General features: G+C 54.1%; 16 protein-coding genes. 7 read left to right on the top strand and 9 right to left on the bottom strand.

The window, feature by feature from the left end:
- Window positions 1-59: 59 nt before the first annotated feature.
- Window positions 60-1,079, bottom strand: coding sequence for an MraY family glycosyltransferase (locus SMB34_RS05725; protein WP_037988355.1), 1,020 nt, complete (start codon window positions 1,077-1,079; stop codon window positions 60-62).
- Between the two features lie 189 nt (window positions 1,080-1,268).
- Here SMB34_RS05725 and SMB34_RS05720 point away from each other — a divergent pair, with 189 nt between their 5' ends.
- Window positions 1,269-2,618 carry an RsmB/NOP family class I SAM-dependent RNA methyltransferase gene (locus SMB34_RS05720; RefSeq protein WP_037988352.1) on the top strand — a complete coding sequence of 450 codons (1,350 nt, stop codon included), beginning with the start codon at window positions 1,269-1,271 and terminating at the stop codon, window positions 2,616-2,618.
- A gap of 126 nt (window positions 2,619-2,744) precedes the next feature.
- Window positions 2,745-3,413 carry a ribulose-phosphate 3-epimerase gene (gene rpe, locus SMB34_RS05715; RefSeq protein ID WP_037988427.1) on the top strand — a complete coding sequence of 223 codons (669 nt, stop codon included), beginning with the start codon at window positions 2,745-2,747 and terminating at the stop codon, window positions 3,411-3,413.
- Window positions 3,414-3,526: 113 nt separating this feature from the next.
- Here the strand turns inward: rpe and SMB34_RS21440 are convergent, their stop codons facing one another.
- Together SMB34_RS21440 and SMB34_RS21010 are read right to left on the bottom strand one after the other, a co-directional pair.
- Window positions 3,527-3,787 carry a DUF1674 domain-containing protein gene (locus SMB34_RS21440; protein WP_007088679.1) on the bottom strand — a complete coding sequence of 87 codons (261 nt, stop codon included), beginning with the start codon at window positions 3,785-3,787 and terminating at the stop codon, window positions 3,527-3,529.
- Window positions 3,788-3,863: 76 nt separating this feature from the next.
- Window positions 3,864-4,037, bottom strand: a complete 174-nt coding sequence (locus SMB34_RS21010; RefSeq protein ID WP_156962645.1) for a hypothetical protein — start codon at window positions 4,035-4,037, stop codon at window positions 3,864-3,866.
- Between SMB34_RS21010 and SMB34_RS05705 the strand changes: the two genes are divergently transcribed.
- The 4 genes from SMB34_RS05705 to SMB34_RS05685 all read left to right on the top strand — a co-directional run bounded on the left by SMB34_RS05705 (window position 4,036) and on the right by SMB34_RS05685 (window position 8,851).
- Window positions 4,036-6,414: a Tex family protein gene (locus SMB34_RS05705; protein WP_037988350.1), complete on the top strand. Its 2,379-nt coding sequence runs from the start codon at window positions 4,036-4,038 to the stop codon at window positions 6,412-6,414. The genes SMB34_RS21010 and SMB34_RS05705 overlap by 2 nt on opposite strands.
- A 187-nt stretch (window positions 6,415-6,601) precedes the next feature.
- Window positions 6,602-6,907: a hypothetical protein gene (locus tag SMB34_RS05700; protein ID WP_051682147.1), complete on the top strand. Its 306-nt coding sequence runs from the start codon at window positions 6,602-6,604 to the stop codon at window positions 6,905-6,907.
- 383 nt (window positions 6,908-7,290) lie between these two features.
- A complete protein-coding gene (locus tag SMB34_RS05690) occupies window positions 7,291-7,896 on the top strand; it encodes a superoxide dismutase (RefSeq protein ID WP_007088675.1) in 606 nt (201 codons plus the stop codon).
- Window positions 7,897-8,017: 121 nt separating this feature from the next.
- Window positions 8,018-8,851, top strand: coding sequence for a putative phage abortive infection protein (locus SMB34_RS05685; RefSeq protein ID WP_167332737.1), 834 nt, complete (start codon window positions 8,018-8,020; stop codon window positions 8,849-8,851).
- 156 nt (window positions 8,852-9,007) lie between these two features.
- Here SMB34_RS05685 and SMB34_RS05680 read toward each other — a convergent pair whose 3' ends face one another.
- The 6 genes from SMB34_RS05680 to SMB34_RS05655 form a co-directional block, all read right to left on the bottom strand.
- Window positions 9,008-9,292: a type II toxin-antitoxin system RelE/ParE family toxin gene (locus SMB34_RS05680; RefSeq protein ID WP_037988345.1), complete on the bottom strand. Its 285-nt coding sequence runs from the start codon at window positions 9,290-9,292 to the stop codon at window positions 9,008-9,010.
- Window positions 9,289-9,546, bottom strand: a complete 258-nt coding sequence (locus SMB34_RS05675) for a CopG family ribbon-helix-helix protein (protein WP_156962644.1) — start codon at window positions 9,544-9,546, stop codon at window positions 9,289-9,291. Before SMB34_RS05675 ends, SMB34_RS05680 begins: the two co-directional genes overlap by 4 nt.
- 114 nt (window positions 9,547-9,660) lie before the next feature.
- On the bottom strand, window positions 9,661-11,160 hold the full coding sequence (amaB, locus tag SMB34_RS05670) for an L-piperidine-6-carboxylate dehydrogenase (protein WP_037988340.1): 1,500 nt from the start codon (window positions 11,158-11,160) through the stop codon (window positions 9,661-9,663).
- Between the two features lie 34 nt (window positions 11,161-11,194).
- Window positions 11,195-12,538, bottom strand: a complete 1,344-nt coding sequence (locus tag SMB34_RS05665) for an aspartate aminotransferase family protein (RefSeq protein WP_084716498.1) — start codon at window positions 12,536-12,538, stop codon at window positions 11,195-11,197.
- Window positions 12,539-12,600: 62 nt separating this feature from the next.
- On the bottom strand, window positions 12,601-13,788 hold the full coding sequence (locus SMB34_RS05660; RefSeq protein WP_037988337.1) for an NAD(P)/FAD-dependent oxidoreductase: 1,188 nt from the start codon (window positions 13,786-13,788) through the stop codon (window positions 12,601-12,603).
- A gap of 77 nt (window positions 13,789-13,865) precedes the next feature.
- The gene (locus tag SMB34_RS05655) at window positions 13,866-14,927 is read right to left on the bottom strand and encodes a DUF1338 domain-containing protein (protein ID WP_037988419.1); all 1,062 of its coding nucleotides are present in this window, start codon (window positions 14,925-14,927) and stop codon (window positions 13,866-13,868) included.
- Window positions 14,928-15,106: 179 nt separating this feature from the next.
- On the opposite strand from SMB34_RS05655, the gene gcvA reads away from it, so the two are divergent.
- Window positions 15,107-16,024: a transcriptional regulator GcvA gene (gcvA, locus tag SMB34_RS05650; RefSeq protein ID WP_037988334.1), complete on the top strand. Its 918-nt coding sequence runs from the start codon at window positions 15,107-15,109 to the stop codon at window positions 16,022-16,024.
- Window positions 16,025-16,130: the final 106 nt, after the last annotated feature.

Genomic DNA, 16,130 nt, shown 5'->3' with positions numbered 1-16,130 from the left:
CACGGTTTTTCTTTTCGCGTTCGGCCTGTGACAAGTCAAGCTATCCGAACGAGCGGCAATCAGGGCGAATGCGTTTTGACAGTCTTAACCGGCAAAAATTTCATTCCCGCAATCAGCAACACGACAATTATCGCAGCTATTGCCAACCGCTCAGATACGTCCGCATCTGTCGGCAAAAACACCACAACGATCAGTGCCAGATTGGCAAGCATTATCAGCAATGAAACCCCAGCGTGGCTCATCCCACGCTGGGTCGCCTGCTGATAAAAATGCTCACGATGGGCATGCCAGACCTTTTCCCCCCGAAGCCCGCGCTTCATCAATGTAAAGGTTGCATCGACCAGATAGTATAATGGCAGGATCAAAGCTGGCATCCACGCACCACGTGCCGCCAGTTCAAGCAGCAACCAACCCAGAACAAACCCCAGCGGCACCGATCCGACATCCCCCAGAAACAGCTTCGCCGGATGCCAGTTCCAGATCAGAAATCCGGCCATGATCGCCAGAATACCAAGCCCGATATAACCAAGATCAATGAATTCAGGCAACGGCATCAAAAGCGCCAAAACAAAAACGCCCGCGCCAATGGATCCCGCTTCGACGCCGGTAATGCCGTCAATCCCATCCATGAAATTGAAAAGATTAAGGAACCAGACCCAGGCAAGAACCACCAGAACACGATCCAGCCACATTGGCACCAGCCCTTGCAGGACAGGACTGTCAATCGCGAACACACCGACGATCACGGCAACGAACTGACAGGCAAAACGAATAGCAGGCGACAGATCATGTCGATCATCAAACCAGCTTAACATGCCAAGCGCCGCAGCCGCGGCGAGCATGACCCATTGAGGCAGATCAGCATTCCCCGACCATAAAAAAACCGCTCCGACCATGAACACCAAAAGCGGCGTCACGGCCAATCCGCCACCGCGCGGGGTTGGCACCGCGTGACTGGAACGATGATTGGGCATATCAAGAATCGCCTTGCGCCGCAGATAAAGCAACACCGCCCAGGTCAGCAGCATAGAGCCGATCAGAAAGCAGCCGGAAAAAATCGCAAGTGCGGCAAAAGACATCTGTATCGCCCGTTCCGTTCAAATCATCCGTCTGGATTACCGGGCACTCGTCCCCATCGCAAGGCTTTTAAGTAGCCGACAAACCATATCCAGCAGGCCAGCCATGCCAGAAATCGCGCGGCTAAGTGCTTTACAGCCCCCCAAAGGGCGCTTACTTACAAGCCACAACCCGAAACCGGAGATATTCCTTTGACAGAACGCCGCGCCCGTCCGGACAACCGCCACGCGCCACACCATAGCCAACCGGCCGATCTTCCCGATCCCCGGATGCTGGCGCTCAAAACCCTGCAGGAACTGCGCGGGGGGGAAGTCACACTGGACGAGCTTCTGTCAAAACATGGGTATGGTCTGCCATCACTGGATCGCAATTTTTTGCGTCAATTGCTTGGCACCACATTGCGCCATCTGGGTGAAATTGATGCCATGCTCGCCCCGCGCTATCACCCGCCACAAGATCGCACCGCCGCACGACTGACCAATATCCTGCGTCTGGGTGTCGCCCAGCTGTTTTTCATGGATACAGCCGATCACGGTGCAGTTGACAGCACGGTTAATCTGGCGCGCGATGCAGGACTTCATCGGTACACCAAACTGATCAATGCCGTCTTGCGCGGTTTGCAGCGCGACGGCTTTGAATGGCCTGAAAATGTCGAAGACTGGCAATTGAACGTTCCGGCATGGCTGCGCGGATCATGGAAAAAGGCCTATGGCGCGGACGTGGCCCAGGGCATTGCCCAGGCAAGCCTTGGCTATGCCATGCTTGATCTTTCGATCAAAGACCCGGCCGAGGCCGCCGAATGGGCGGAAAAAATGGACGGTATTGTCCTTCCAACCGGCACGGTCCGGCTTGAAGGCGGGCGTCGCATCCGCAACCTGCCGGGCTATAAAGACGGCAAATGGTGGGTGCAGGACGCGGCGGCATCCATCCCGGCCAAACTGTTTTCGGCTCACAAGGGCAAAACCATTTATGATCTCTGCGCTGCACCGGGCGGAAAAACCATGCAGCTTGCGGCTTTCGGCGCACAGGCCATTGCCGTCGATAAATCCGAGGGCCGCCTGAAACGCGTCTATGAAAACCTTGAACGGGTTGAACTCGGTGCCGCTGTTGTTATCGGGGACGCCACCGATCTGGCCCCTGATACGCCACGTGCCGATGCGGTTTTGCTTGATGCGCCTTGTTCGGCAACCGGCACCATTCGCCGCCATCCCGATATTTTGCTGCGTCAGAACGACAAACTGATGCGGTCGCTTTTGCCGATCCAGACCAAGCTGCTTAATCAGGCTGACAAGCTTCTGAATGTTGGTGGCGAGCTGATCTATTGCACCTGTTCGCTTCAGCCTGAAGAGGGCGAGCATCAGGTCAAATCGTTCCTGGCCGACCACCCGAATTATGAACGCAAGCCGATTACCGCCGACGAACTGGGCGGTTGGAGTGAGGCCATCAACGATGCCGGTGAATTGCGCATCCTGCCGCTACATATGCAGGAATATGGCGGGATCGATGGTTTCTTCTGCGCACGGCTGGTCAAGAAATCCTGATTGGTATCTTAAACGATACAGATCAAGACAGCCATTCGCCCCGCTTGGGTGACAGGACCGCGTTTTTGGGGTATGAGAACCGCGAAATTCCCATATCCCAACCCGCTTCAGGACCTTTGCCGCGCCATGACCGCATCAAACGCCATTAAAATCGCACCTTCGATCCTTTCCGCCGATTTCGCACAGCTGGGTGTTGACGTCCGCGCGGTTGATGCCGCTGGCGCAGACTACATCCATATCGATGTCATGGACGGTCATTACGTGCCCAACATCACCATCGGCCCGGATGTGGTCAAGGCACTGCGCCCGCATAGCGACAAGGTGTTTGACGTTCATCTGATGATCGCACCGGTCGATCCCTATATCGAAGCCTTCGCCAATGCCGGTTCCGATATCATCACCATCCATGCCGAAGCAGGTCCGCACCTGCATCGTTCGCTGCAGCTGATCAAGTCGCTGGGCAAAAAAGCCGGGGTGTCGCTGAACCCGTCAACGCCGGAAAGCGCGATCGAATATGTCATGGACATGGTTGACCTTGTTCTGGTCATGACCGTGAACCCGGGCTTTGGCGGCCAGAAATTCATTCCAAGCCAGCTTGAAAAAATCAAACGCATCCGCAAGATGATCGACGCGACCGGACGCGATATCGACCTTGAAGTCGATGGTGGCGTAAACCCGGAAATCGCGCCCAAGGTGATCGAAGCCGGTGCGAACGTTCTGGTCGCCGGTTCCGCGACCTTCAAAGGCGGCCCATCCGAATACGCCAACAACATCAAAGCCATTCGCGGCAACTGAGCCCGGCGGACTGCTTTATCTGGCAATTCAGAAATGAATAGGGTCGGCGCAAAAATGCCCGACCCTATTCATATATGGATCACCTGAAGTCACTTCCGGGAATGGCTGCAACATCAAAAATCGATGCAGCGACCCTTGTTTTCCCAATCGCCAAAACGGGTCGGCTCGGGGCCTTTGGGCCCGCCGATTTCGCGCTGTTTTGCAGCAGCTTCCTTGGCGGCCTTGGCTTCGGCCAGCGCATTGATTGCATCCTGTGACAGAACAGGTGCCATGTCTGCACCGGCAATGGCTTCATTCTTTTCTTCCGAGGTTTTCGGTTCGGCCTTTTCTTTTGGCACCTCGTGAATGACGGTTTCGCGGAACTTTCCGGCCATCCTTATTCTCCGGTTGTCGGGACTGCCCGATGGAACTGTTATCCCAGAAATAGCCCGCCTGCACCGTCGGGGCAAGTTATAGGGCAGCAATATCTGGCAGGATTTCCAAAATCCGTTCGATTTCAGCAGCTTGTGATTTCAACGACAAAATCCACCAAATATGCAGACAGCCATTTATCCGAAACTGGCTCTTTCCCCCCTGCCCGAAAGCCGCTATTTCAGGCAGACGAGCAAACCAAGGAGAAACCATGCGTCCAATTCCCCAGCGTATCGCCGAAGAACTTTCATGCCGGCCGGAACAGGTCATTGCCACCATCGAGATGCTCAATGAGGGCTCCACCGTTCCATTCATTGCGCGCTACCGCAAAGAAAAAACCGGCGGTCTTGATGATACCCAACTTCGTACGCTGGAAGAACGCCTGCGCTATCTGACCGAACTGGAAGAACGCCGTTCAAGCGTGCTTGAAAGCATCCGCGAACAGGAAAAACTGACGCCGGAACTTGAAAAGGCCATCAACGAGGCCGACACCAAAACCCGCCTTGAAGATTTGTACCTGCCCTACAAGAAAAAGCGCCGCACCAAGGCCCAGATCGCCCGCGAAGCCGGGCTGGAGCCGCTGGCAGATGATCTGTACGGCAATCCGAACCTTGATCCGGAAACCGAAGCCGCCAAATATGTCGATGCTGAAAAAGGCGTCGAAGATACCAAGGCCGCCCTTGATGGTGCGCGTCAGATCCTGATGGAACGCTTTGCCGAGGATGCCGATCTGGTCGCCAAGCTGCGCGACCTTTTGTGGAATGATGGCGAAATCAGTGCCAGCGTGATCGATGGCAAACAGGCTGAAGGTGCCAAGTTTTCCGACTATTTCGAACATTCCGAAAAAATCAAAACCTGCCCGTCACATCGCGCTCTGGCCCTGTTCAGGGGGCGCAACGAAAACATCCTGCAACTTAAACTGACACTCGGTGCCGCCGACGAAGACCGCCCGCGGACCGAGCAGGGCCGGGCCGAGATTATGATTTCCGCCCATGTCGGTATTGCCGACCGTGGTCGCCCTGCTGATAAATGGCTGGTCGATACGGTTCGCTGGACCTGGCGGGTCAAACTGTCGCTATCCATCGAACTTGACCTGTTCGGCACCCTTCGTGACAGCGCCGAAGAAGACGCGATCAAGGTGTTTGCCGATAACCTCAAGGACCTGCTGCTTGCCGCACCGGCCGGGCAGAAGGCCACCATGGGTCTTGATCCGGGGGTGCGTACCGGTGTCAAGGTTGCCGTGATCGATGCCACCGGCAAGATGGTTGATACCGCAACCGTTTACCCGTTCCAGCCCCGCAATGACGTCGAAGGCGCGCTGAATACACTGGCGGCCCTTGCCGCCCGCCACAAGATCGAACTGATCGCGATTGGCAATGGCACCTATTCGCGTGAAACCGATGAGCTTGCCGGTCAGTTACTCAAACGCTTCCCGGCCCTTAAGGCGACCAAGGTCATCGTCAACGAATCCGGTGCATCGATCTATTCCGCGTCACAATTTGCCGCCGAAGAATTCCCGGATCTGGATGTGTCGCTGCGTGGGGCGGTATCCATCGCCCGACGCCTGCAGGACCCGCTGGCGGAACTGGTGAAGATCGAACCAAAATCCATTGGTGTTGGGCAGTATCAGCACGACGTATCGGAAACCAAGCTTGCCAAATCACTTGATGCCGTGGTCGAGGATTGCGTGAACGGGGTGGGTGTTGACCTCAATACCGCGTCTATTCCGCTTCTGACCCGTGTTGCCGGACTTTCGGAAACACTGGCGCGCAATATTGTCGGCTATCGCGATATCAATGGTGCGTTCCGGTCGCGTGCGGACTTGCGCAAGGTAGAACGCCTCGGCCCCAAAGCGTTCGAACAATGCGCCGGTTTCCTGCGCATTCGTGGCGGTGAAAACCCGCTTGATGCATCGGCTGTTCACCCGGAGGCCTATAAACTGGTGGAACGTATCAGCACGCGTTCCAACAAACCGCTGGCAGAGCTGATTGGCGACTCGCCCTTCATCAAAACCCTGCGCCCGGATGACTATGCCGATGATGTGTTCGGCGTTCCGACCATCCGCGACATTCTGGCCGAGCTTGATAAACCCGGCCGCGATCCGCGCCCGGAATTCAAAACCGCAAAATTCACCGACGGCGTGAACGAGATCAAGGACCTTAAAACCGGTATGAAGCTTGAAGGTACCGTCACCAACGTCACCAATTTCGGGGCGTTCGTGGATATCGGTGTCCATCAGGACGGTTTGGTGCATATTTCACAACTGGCCGACAAATTCGTTTCCGACCCGCGTGAAGTCGTCAAGGCAGGCCAGATCGTGTCGGTTACCGTCATGGAAGTCGATGCGCCGCGCAAACGCATCGGCCTGTCGATGAAATCAGCACCGGACTATGAAGGCACCCGTGAAAAGCGTACCGAGTCCCGTGGCAATCAAAGCAATACCGGCCATCAGGCCCGCACAAACACCGGGCGAAACAACCAGCACGGCGGAAATTATCAAAGCAGTCCGCGTAACAATCAAGGCAGTGCCGGAAATGACGGTGGTGCGATGGCCGCAGCACTCAAGGCCGCAATGGAACGCCGGAAATAGCGATTTCATAAAAATTTCGCGCACGATCTGATTGTAGAAAGCCCCCTAACCTTTTGTTCAGGGGGCTTTTTACCTGTGACAGATGGAAAATCGAAACATTCGGCACGGAAATGCCGCATTTGCGCCGCCATTTTCCCGTCTTCACCGCGCATCTTTACTTCACCAAAAAGAAGCGCGAGGAAACAACATGTTTAGATCTTTGCGCAGCAAGCCGGTTGTAATCGCCCTCGTCGGAGTTTTGACAGTGACGACAGCCGCACTGGCTGCAATCCGCGTCGCACCGAAAGCGACCACCGACAGTGTCACCATCCATGCAGATCAGCCGAAAGGCGAAGTCATCCTGTCCTTTCAGGACGGATCGATTGCGCTGAACAAAGATTGCGGCTCTTTTCCGTGCCGTATCGATATTTCCCGCCTGCAAAAGGGGGAATATGACGTGATGATCCGCAATGGCACCGATATTCAGAACATGGTCAGCCTTTATAAGGAATAGCAGGCTGACCGGTTATCCGGCTCGGGGTACATGACGCCCGATAGCAGAAGCCTGTCGGGCAGACATTCGCAGAATTCAAAATATTTTCGCATCCATGGAACGATGCGCGCCTCAGCTTGTTTAAAGGGTATGGAATATCGCAAAGCCGTCCAAGGCATTGCGCGCTGCTTCCTTTGACCTAGATAAAGGCCGAGGATTAAGACCACGAGGTTTTCCATCATGCCCGTTTCCGAACCAGCCAAAAGGCAATGATCATCCATAGCAACAAGTTTTCCAACAGGTTGCATGGGATTTTCACTTTTACGGCAGGTGGTAATGGGGATATGTTGCGGAAGCCCTGTGCTGACCGCACAAACCAATAACGAAAGTCGAGGATCTGTATCATGGCTCTTGAACTCCCTGCACTCCCTTATGCTTATGACGCGCTTGCACCGGTCATGTCGGCTGAAACCCTTGAGTTTCACCATGACAAACACCACAACGCCTATGTTGTGAACGGCAACAAGCTGCTCGAAGGTTCCGGCCTTGAAGGCAAGTCGCTCGAAGAAATCGTTGTTGCATCCTATGGCGATGCATCCAAAGCCGGCCTGTTCAACAACGCTGCCCAGCACTGGAACCATATCGAGTTCTGGCAGATGATGAAGAAAAATGGCGGCGGCAACATTCCGGGCGAACTGGAAAAGAAAATCGTTGAAGATTTCGGCTCTGTCGATGCCTTCAAGGAAGCCTTCATTCAGGCTGGCGTGACCCAGTTCGGTTCGGGCTGGTGCTGGCTGGCACTCGATAAATCCGGCAAGCTGGTCGTAACCAAAACCCCGAATGCGGAAAACCCGCTGGTCCACGGTCAGACCCCGCTGCTCGGTTGCGATGTCTGGGAACACTCCTACTACATCGATTACCGCAACGCGCGCCCGGACTATGTCAAAGCGTTCATCAACGACCTGGTTAACTGGGAATATGTTGCAGAGCGTTTCTCCAAAGCTGGCTGATCAAACCACGCTTAGAGACAGAATTTAAGAAAAAGCGGTCCCTTCGGGGGCCGTTTTTTATTTAATTAAACAGGGCGACATGCAACCATTGAGGTCATGAAACCGTTGCAGGAAGTCAATGATGAGTGAAAATGCCAAAGATAACCACTTGGCTTCTATTACGTTTGTAGTTGCAGTAGTTCTTGCTGCGTTTGCAGGGCTAGGATTGCTCTGGTTTGGCATAAAAGATCCAGATAGTTTTTCAAATCTCGGACCATGGGGTGATTTTTTTGGTGGAACTTTGAATCCAATCTTCACCTTCGTGACCGTGCTTGGGCTTCTACTTACCATCGCTCTCCAACGCAAAGAGCTGACGCTAACTAGAAAAGAACTTGAAAGATCAGCCAACGCTTTAGAAATCCAATCAGACCAGATTAATGCCCAAAAATTTGAGAATACATTTTTTCAAATGCTATCAATTTTCAATGAAATTGTTGATTCAATTGAAATTGGGCATACCAATATAAAGAAGAGCTTCAAAGGGCGTGATGCTATCAGTTATATTTGTAATTTAATGGATGAAAAATACAAAGAATATATAATTTCGAAGTACAATGAATTGGAAAACAGGCCATACACTGAAACGGAGATGGTATTTAAATTCTCCACTTTCTTTATTAAATCACACTCAATTAACATGTCTCATTATTTTATATTTTTATACAATATTTTCAAATTTATCGAAATAAATGAATATTCAAAAAAATATCATTCGAGAATGGTTCGATCCATGCTATCCGAGCAAGAGTTGAAGTTATTATTTTACAACAGCCTCTCAGAACAAGGTCGAAAATTTAAAGACTTCGCAGAAAAACATGCTCTGTTTGACAACCTCCCAATAACTGATCTTCTTGAAAATAACCACAAGTTGTATTTTTCAGAGAAGGCATTTGGAAACGATGATGCCGCCGAATAAATCGGCGGTATCTTATTGTCTAGAACTCGTGATCAAATATAGAACTTGATGCCCTGCGCCAGCGGCAACTCGCGGCAATGTTGATCGTGTTGGTCGCACGGCGCGTATAGCTTTTCCATGCGTTCGAACCGGGCAAAGGCCATCACTTCTCGATGATCAGAATTCATCCGGCCAGCGGCGTGCGGCATGCAAGACGGCAATGACTGTGACCGTGTCGTCGCCAAGGCAATAGGCCACAAGATACGGTGTGCCGTTCACAATCATCTCGCGGGTTCGCGCCACGCGGCCAACCCGTCCGATAAACGGGTGAGTCGCAAGCTGGGAAACCGACCCGGCAATCAATTGGTATGTCTTTAGTGCTGCGACTGGATTGCGTTCATCAATATAGTCAACAATATCGCGTAAATCCTCGACCGCCCGGCTGTCCCATTCGATCTTCATCCAGCTTCTTTATCGGCAAAGCGTTGATCAAACGTGGCAAGCACATCCTCATGCGATATCAGGACGGCTTTGTCTGCTTCGAGACTTTCGGCACGCTCGGCAATCAGGTTCACCTGCCATTCCTGATGATCGGCATATTGCCGAAGGGCATCGTTGATGATGCTTGAGCGCGTCTGACCAAAGGCATCTGCAAGCTTGTCCAACCGTTGGCGCAAATCGGAATCGACACGAATGGCCACTGTATCCTTGCTCATAACCGGTTTCCTGTTTGCATTGTCATACAACGTATTCTATCGCATTTTCACCCAAACAAAAACACCGCCGGTTTCCCGACGGTGCTTCATGATCAAAACCGATCAAACGCGTGATCAGATATCGAACTTGATCCCCTGCGCCAGCGGCAGTTCGCGGGAATAGTTGATCGTGTTGGTCGCACGACGCATATAGCCTTTCCATGCGTCCGAACCCGATTCACGTCCGCCACCGGTTTCTTTTTCACCGCCAAACGCACCGCCGATTTCCGCACCCGACGGGCCGATATTGACGTTGGCGATACCGCAATCCGAACCAACAGCCGACAGGAACAGTTCGGTTTCACGCAGATCGGTCGAGAAGATGCAGGATGACAGGCCCTGTGGCACACCATTCTGAAGCGCAATGGCTTCTTCAAGCGTTTCATAGGTCATGACATACAGGATCGGCGCAAAGGTCTCGTGGCGCACGGTTTCGGTCTGGGACGGCATTTCGACAACCGCCGGGGTGACGTAATAGGCATTCGGATACTGATCAGCCAACACGCGTTCACCACCATGGACCGTCCCGCCGTCTTTCTTGGCATTGGAAAGCGCGGTCTGCATGTTGTTAAAGCTGTCCTCGTCAATCAGCGGGCCAACAAGCGTGCCATCGGCAAGCGGATCACCGATTTTGACAGACTTGTAGGCAGCAACGATTTTCGGCAGCAATTCGTCTTTGACGTCCTTATGGACAATTACGCGACGCAAGGATGTGCAACGCTGACCACAGGTCCCAACCGCCGAGAAGACAACCGCGCGCACGGTCATATCAAGGTCGGCAGACGGGGTCACGATCATCGCATTGTTGCCACCCAGTTCCAGGATGGTCCGGCCAAAACGTTCCGCCACACGCGGTGCAACTTCGCGGCCCATACGGGTTGAACCGGTTGCCGAAACAAGTGCGACATCATGGCTGTCGGTAAGGGCCTCACCAATGCGGCGATCACCGATCACCACCTGATGCAGGCCTTCCGGCGCATCGCCGAATTTCGCCAATGCCTTTTCAAAGATTTTCTGGCAGGCAAGCGCCACAACCGGGGTTTTTTCCGACGGTTTCCAGATCACCGAGTTGCCGCAAACCAATGCAAGGGCTGTGTTCCATGACCAGACGGCAACCGGGAAGTTAAACGCGGAAATGACGCCAACAACACCCAACGGATGCCAGTTTTCCATCATTTTATGGCCCGGACGTTCGGACGCGATGGTCAAACCGTAAAGCTGACGGGACAGGCCGACGGCGAAATCGCAGATATCGATCATTTCCTGAACTTCGCCAAGACCTTCCTGATAGATCTTGCCGCATTCAAGCGACACCAGACGCCCCAGCGGTTCCTTGGCCGCGCGCAGTTCTTCGCCCAGAAGACGGGCCAGTTCACCGCGACGCGGGCCGGGCACCTGACGCCACTGGGTAAATGCCTTTTTAGAACGTGCAATGATGTCGTTCATTTCCGACGGATCGGTTTCGGCAACAGCCGCAATTTCAGAACCATCAACCGGGGTCTGAACCTTAAGCGTACCATTGGAAATCTCGGCCTCGGAAAGGCCCAGTTCGGTCAGAATGTTTTTGAAACTCACGGTTAAGCTCCCTTCTTTTTGAGTTTTACGGCAATCACGACCGGTCATCCGCATCCGACACCGCTGCCAGTTTTGGCAACACCTTGCCGATGATGGCAAAGGCTTCATCGACCTGTTCGAACGGAATGGTCAGCGGGGCCAGAAGGCGCACCACATTGGCGTATTCACCACTTGGCATCAACAATAGCCCGCTCGCACGGGCCAGTTGCAATAATGTTTGCAGTCGTTTTGGCGACGGCATCCCGTCATCTGCAATCAGTTCAAAGGCACGCATCGCACCAATACCGCGCATCGCACCGATCACATGCCCACCGGGCAAATCACGCAACCAGGCGATATGGGTGGCATATTTTTCGCCAAGCTGCCTGGAACGGTGCAAAATATCGTCTTTTTCCAGGACTTCAAACACACCGGTCGCCGCAGCACAGGCCACCGGATTACCGGAATAAGTCCCACCCAGGCCACCGGGCATAAGGGCATTCATCACATCCTCCGCCCCCGTAATCGCAGCCAGCGGGAAACCACCGCCAATGCCCTTGCCCATCACGATGATGTCGGGGCAGACATTGGCATGCTCGATGGCAAACATCTTACCCGTCCGGCCAAAGCCCGACTGGATTTCATCAGCAATCAGAACCATGCCATTGGCATCGCAAAGACGGCGCAGTTCGACAAGAAAGGCCGCGTCGCACGCCCGAAAACCGCCCTCGCCCTGTACGGGTTCGATCACCACGGCACCGATGCTTCCGGGGTCAACTGATACGGCAAACAATCTGGCGATGGCATCCATTGCATCGGCCACCGATACACCGGTTTCACGGCAGGGATATGGCAAATGGTAAACCGGCCCCGGAAGCGGCCCCAATCCGGTCTTGTAGGGCTTGGTTTTACCCGTCAGCGCAAGGGTCGCAAGCGTTCGGCCATGAAACGCCCCTTCAAAGGCCAGAACACCCGTCCGGCCGGTAAAGGCACGGGCAAGTTTCAGGGCATTTTCCATCGCCTCCGCCCCGGAATTGGTCAGCATCGATTTTGCCGGACCTTCAATCGGGCAGTTTTGCGCCAGCCAATCGGTTACCGCGACATAAGGTTCATGAGGCAACGCGTTAAAGCACGAATGGGTAAAACGTTCGCATTGCTCGGCCACACGGGCCATGACGACCGGATTGCGATGGCCGGTATTCAATACCCCGATCCCGCCGATGAAATCGATATAACGATTGCCATCAATATCCCAGGCTTCGGCATTAAGCGCCCGGTCGAGATAAATCGGGTGCAGAGTACGAATACCATTTGAAACACTGTGTTTCTGGCGTGCCGTGACGGTGGCAGCGTCCATCACGGCATCAGATGTCTGGTTGGTCATATCGTCACGGGGCATGTGGGGTTGCTCCGGCTTTCATCGTTAAGATAGTGATCTCGAATATTCGTTTCGAAACCGATTTAAATCACGTTCAGTTCCAGAACCGGGGCATTGTCGCGGATACGCTCATATCCGAACACCGACATATCAAGTGTCTGGTAATGGCCTGCGACGATCAGTTCCGAAAGACCACGGCCAACTGCCGGGCTTTGCTGCAATCCATGGCCCGAAAATCCATTGGCAAAGAAGAAGTTCTTTACCTCTGGATGCGGACCGATGATCGCGTTCTGATCAAGCAGGTTATAGGAATAATGCCCGGCCCAGGCATTGACCATCTTGATCGCCTCGAACCGTTCGCACCGCTCGTAAAGCCCCGGCCAGATGATATCGTCAAACAGGCTGTAATCGACTTCGAAGTCCCAGCATTCCGGATCACGATCCGCAGGCGGCGCAATTCCGGTGATGAAAAGATCACCTTCGGGACGGACATAAAGGCCACTTGGATCAATCAGCATCGGACAGGCCGCGTTAATGTCGGCCGCATCCCGGCAATCAAACACAAAAATACAGCGTTTGCGCGGCTCCACCGGGATTTCAAGCCCCGCCATTCGGGCAACTTTTGATCCACCGGTTCCCGCTGCATTAATCAGCGCCCCGCAGCCAAACCGCCGTCCGTCTTTCAGGACCACACCCGTGATCTGATCGCCATCGCGCAAAACTTCGACGACTTCGCCGTCGATATAATCAGCCCCTTGGCGGCGGGCCTGTTTACGGAAGGACTGCATCAGGGAATAGGCATCAAACCAGCCTTCCCCGGTGCGGCCCCAGCAGGCCGCCGCCAGATCGGATGTGTTCATCCACGGATATTTGGCGGCCAGTTCATCGGGCTCCATCCAGACGATATCAGCCCCCAGCTTGGTCTGGGTTGCGTGATTCTGTCGCAGGATATCGCGACCGGACTCGGTCGCCAGAACCAGATAGCCCTTTTCATGGAAGGAAATATCAACTTCGGGATCAAGATCACGTTTCAGATTGCGCAGGAATTCAATGCCAAAACCCGACATTTCAATATTGATCGGGGTCGAAAACTGCTGACGGATCGATGCCGCCGACAGGGTTGTCGAACAGAATTCATAATTCGGGTCTTTTTCAATGACCAGAACCCGGCCCTTGAAATCATCCCGGTCGGTCAAAAACCACGCGGCGGAGCTTCCGATAACCGCCCCGCCAACAATGATGACATCATAATTTTCGTCCACTGAACCCATGATCGCCTGCCACCCGATAGAATGTTTTGAAACCGGAACGGTATAACCCGTTCCGGCATTCCGGTCTTTTTGCTTCCTTATGCCGCCTTGCTTCCGGCGGTCATTTTAAAGATGCCCTGTGCATTGCTGCTGTCAAATCGAAGATCAAGTTTTTGTTCCCCGGTCGTCTCGTCACGCACGTGATCACGGCTGATGAATTCATAGAAGGAACCGGGCACATCGCGGGTCACCAGATCGCCATTGGCATCGCGCATCTGACGCAGGACACGGGTTGCCTTGAACGCGGTCTGACGCACCGATCCGGTGCTGGAAATTTCGACCTTTTCCTTCATCGGGCGGCCTTTGGCGCGCTGTTCGCTGGCGACCGCCTCGATATCGTCAACCCGGTCCGTTGCATGGTTGAACGCATTGCCTTCGGTTGAAATCCACGCCATTTCGGCGGATTCGGCCAACAGGACCTCATAATCGGCCTCGGCTACCGGGCCGTGCTGCGCGCCGAAACATTTGACCAGAACCGGCAGAAGCTTGGTCGCATCGGCAAAGCCGATATTGCCGTTAGCAGCCAGTTGATCCAGCAGGACCTTGGCACCGGGCGACAGCGGATCAACCGATTTGCCAACCGTATTGGCAACCGCCTGCTGAAAGGCGGGGCTGAATTCTTCGACATGAAGCTCGGACACAAAGAACTGCGCGATCAGTTCCGGTTCATCTGCATGGCAAAACGCCCGACCCGTCATTTTCAGACGCGACAGCGGATAAACACCGGCAACATCGAACCCAAGCGGGGCCAGGATGCGTGCCATGGCAACATGACCGCGCGGCAATGCGCCGGTTGCCGGGCCATCGACGGTACGAATGGCACCATGATCGAAAATGATCGGCTCGCCCGCCGCCAGCTTATCCTCGGAATAGGCTTTGCCTTCGGGAACGGCTTCCAGCAGACCATCAAACAGGATCATGTTAAGCGCCTGCGCCATCGTCAGGCGGCTGACTTTTCCGGCATCATTCGCAGGATCGGCCAAAAGCCGGTCATTCACATCAATCATCCGAAACAGATAATCGGCCTTTGTCTCGCCAATAACGGCCTTAAGCACCGCGCCAAGCTGGCTGTTCAAGGGGGATTTAACTGGCTGGGGCATTTCTGACTCTCCTTCCGTAATATTATCAATTACCCGATCAATTTTACTGTCCGGAAGGATCATGTGGTGGCACGAGGGGTTCCGAACCATTGAAATGCTAAGACTTGGCAGGAAATCTAACAAACGATATATTCGCACCATATCATTCCATTTGGTAATGAACTTGGGGATCAAAACATATGCGTCGCGTCCTGCCGTCCCTCACTGCCCTGCAATTTTTCGAAAGCTCTGCCCGGCATCTGAGCTTTACCCGTGCGGCAGAGGAACTGAACGTGACGCAAAGTGCTATCAGCCGCCAGATCCGCGCACTTGAGGAATATCTGGGCCGGGATCTTTTTCGTCGGATAAAAAAACGCCTGAAACTGACGGCGGCGGGCGAAGCCTATGCCGCACAGGTGCGCGACCTTCTGGACCGGGCAGAGGCCGCAACCTTGCAGGTCATGGCTTATTCCGATGCCGGCGGGATGCTGAATGTCGGGACATTGCCGACCTTTGGCGCGCGCTGGCTGGTGCCGCGACTGGGTGATTTCAAAACCACATGGCCCGATATCCAGCTTAACCTGATCACCCAGACCCGCGAATTCAACTTCACCCGCGAAGGCATCGATATCGCCATCCATTTTGGCGAAGACAACATGCCCGGCTGCGTGTTTCACCGCCTGATGGGCGAAACCCTGATTGCGGTTTGCGCGCCCAAAATCCTTAAGGAAAATGACGATCTGCCGATTGCACGTGAACGGGTCCGCAATTGCACCCTGTTGCAACATTCCACCCGTCCCCGCGCCTGGCAGGACTGGCTGGCCGCAACCGGTGTTGCGGTTGTCGATGAACTGGCCGGCCCCAGGTTTGAACATTTCCATATGGTCATCCAGGCCGCCGTCGCAGGGTTGGGATTGGCCCTTCTGCCGGAATTTCTGGTGCGCGAAGAACTTGATAACGGGCGGCTTGTCGCCCCGTTTGACGTATCGATCCCCAACCGGCACGCCTATTACGTTGTTTATCCCGAAGAAAAGGAAAACAACTTTGCGGTTCGCGCCTTCCGCGACTGGATCATCGCGACATGCAGGGCGGAATCAGCACAAGCAAACGCCGCATGACATCCTTCAACGGATATATCCCGACAACGAATTTTATTGCCGATTGAATCCACGCCCCCTAAAGTTCCCATCCATATGTATAAGAACCGCCATTCAGGCGGTCAGG

Origin of the sequence: Thalassospira permensis NBRC 106175, from assembly GCF_000714555.1 — a bacterium.
In the GTDB taxonomy this organism is placed as follows: Bacteria; Pseudomonadota; Alphaproteobacteria; order Rhodospirillales; family Thalassospiraceae; genus Thalassospira; species Thalassospira xiamenensis.
This window is presented reverse-complemented; position numbering and strand designations above follow the sequence as displayed.

Coding starts and splice junctions, on each gene's coding strand:
- SMB34_RS05725 (WP_037988355.1), bottom strand. CDS start 1,079: ATGTCTTTTGCCGCACTTGCGATTTTTTCCGGCTGCTTTCTGATCGGC.
- rpe (WP_037988427.1), top strand. CDS start 2,745: ATGACCGCATCAAACGCCATTAAAATCGCACCTTCGATCCTTTCCGCC.
- SMB34_RS21440 (WP_007088679.1), bottom strand. CDS start 3,787: ATGGCCGGAAAGTTCCGCGAAACCGTCATTCACGAGGTGCCAAAAGAA.
- SMB34_RS05705 (WP_037988350.1), top strand. CDS start 4,036: ATGCGTCCAATTCCCCAGCGTATCGCCGAAGAACTTTCATGCCGGCCG.
- SMB34_RS21010 (WP_156962645.1), bottom strand. CDS start 4,037: ATGGTTTCTCCTTGGTTTGCTCGTCTGCCTGAAATAGCGGCTTTCGGG.
- SMB34_RS05700 (WP_051682147.1), top strand. CDS start 6,602: ATGTTTAGATCTTTGCGCAGCAAGCCGGTTGTAATCGCCCTCGTCGGA.
- SMB34_RS05690 (WP_007088675.1), top strand. CDS start 7,291: ATGGCTCTTGAACTCCCTGCACTCCCTTATGCTTATGACGCGCTTGCA.
- SMB34_RS05685 (WP_167332737.1), top strand. CDS start 8,018: ATGAGTGAAAATGCCAAAGATAACCACTTGGCTTCTATTACGTTTGTA.
- SMB34_RS05680 (WP_037988345.1), bottom strand. CDS start 9,292: ATGAAGATCGAATGGGACAGCCGGGCGGTCGAGGATTTACGCGATATT.
- SMB34_RS05675 (WP_156962644.1), bottom strand. CDS start 9,546: ATGAGCAAGGATACAGTGGCCATTCGTGTCGATTCCGATTTGCGCCAA.
- SMB34_RS05665 (WP_084716498.1), bottom strand. CDS start 12,538: ATGCCCCGTGACGATATGACCAACCAGACATCTGATGCCGTGATGGAC.
- SMB34_RS05660 (WP_037988337.1), bottom strand. CDS start 13,788: ATGGGTTCAGTGGACGAAAATTATGATGTCATCATTGTTGGCGGGGCG.
- SMB34_RS05655 (WP_037988419.1), bottom strand. CDS start 14,927: ATGCCCCAGCCAGTTAAATCCCCCTTGAACAGCCAGCTTGGCGCGGTG.
- gcvA (WP_037988334.1), top strand. CDS start 15,107: ATGCGTCGCGTCCTGCCGTCCCTCACTGCCCTGCAATTTTTCGAAAGC.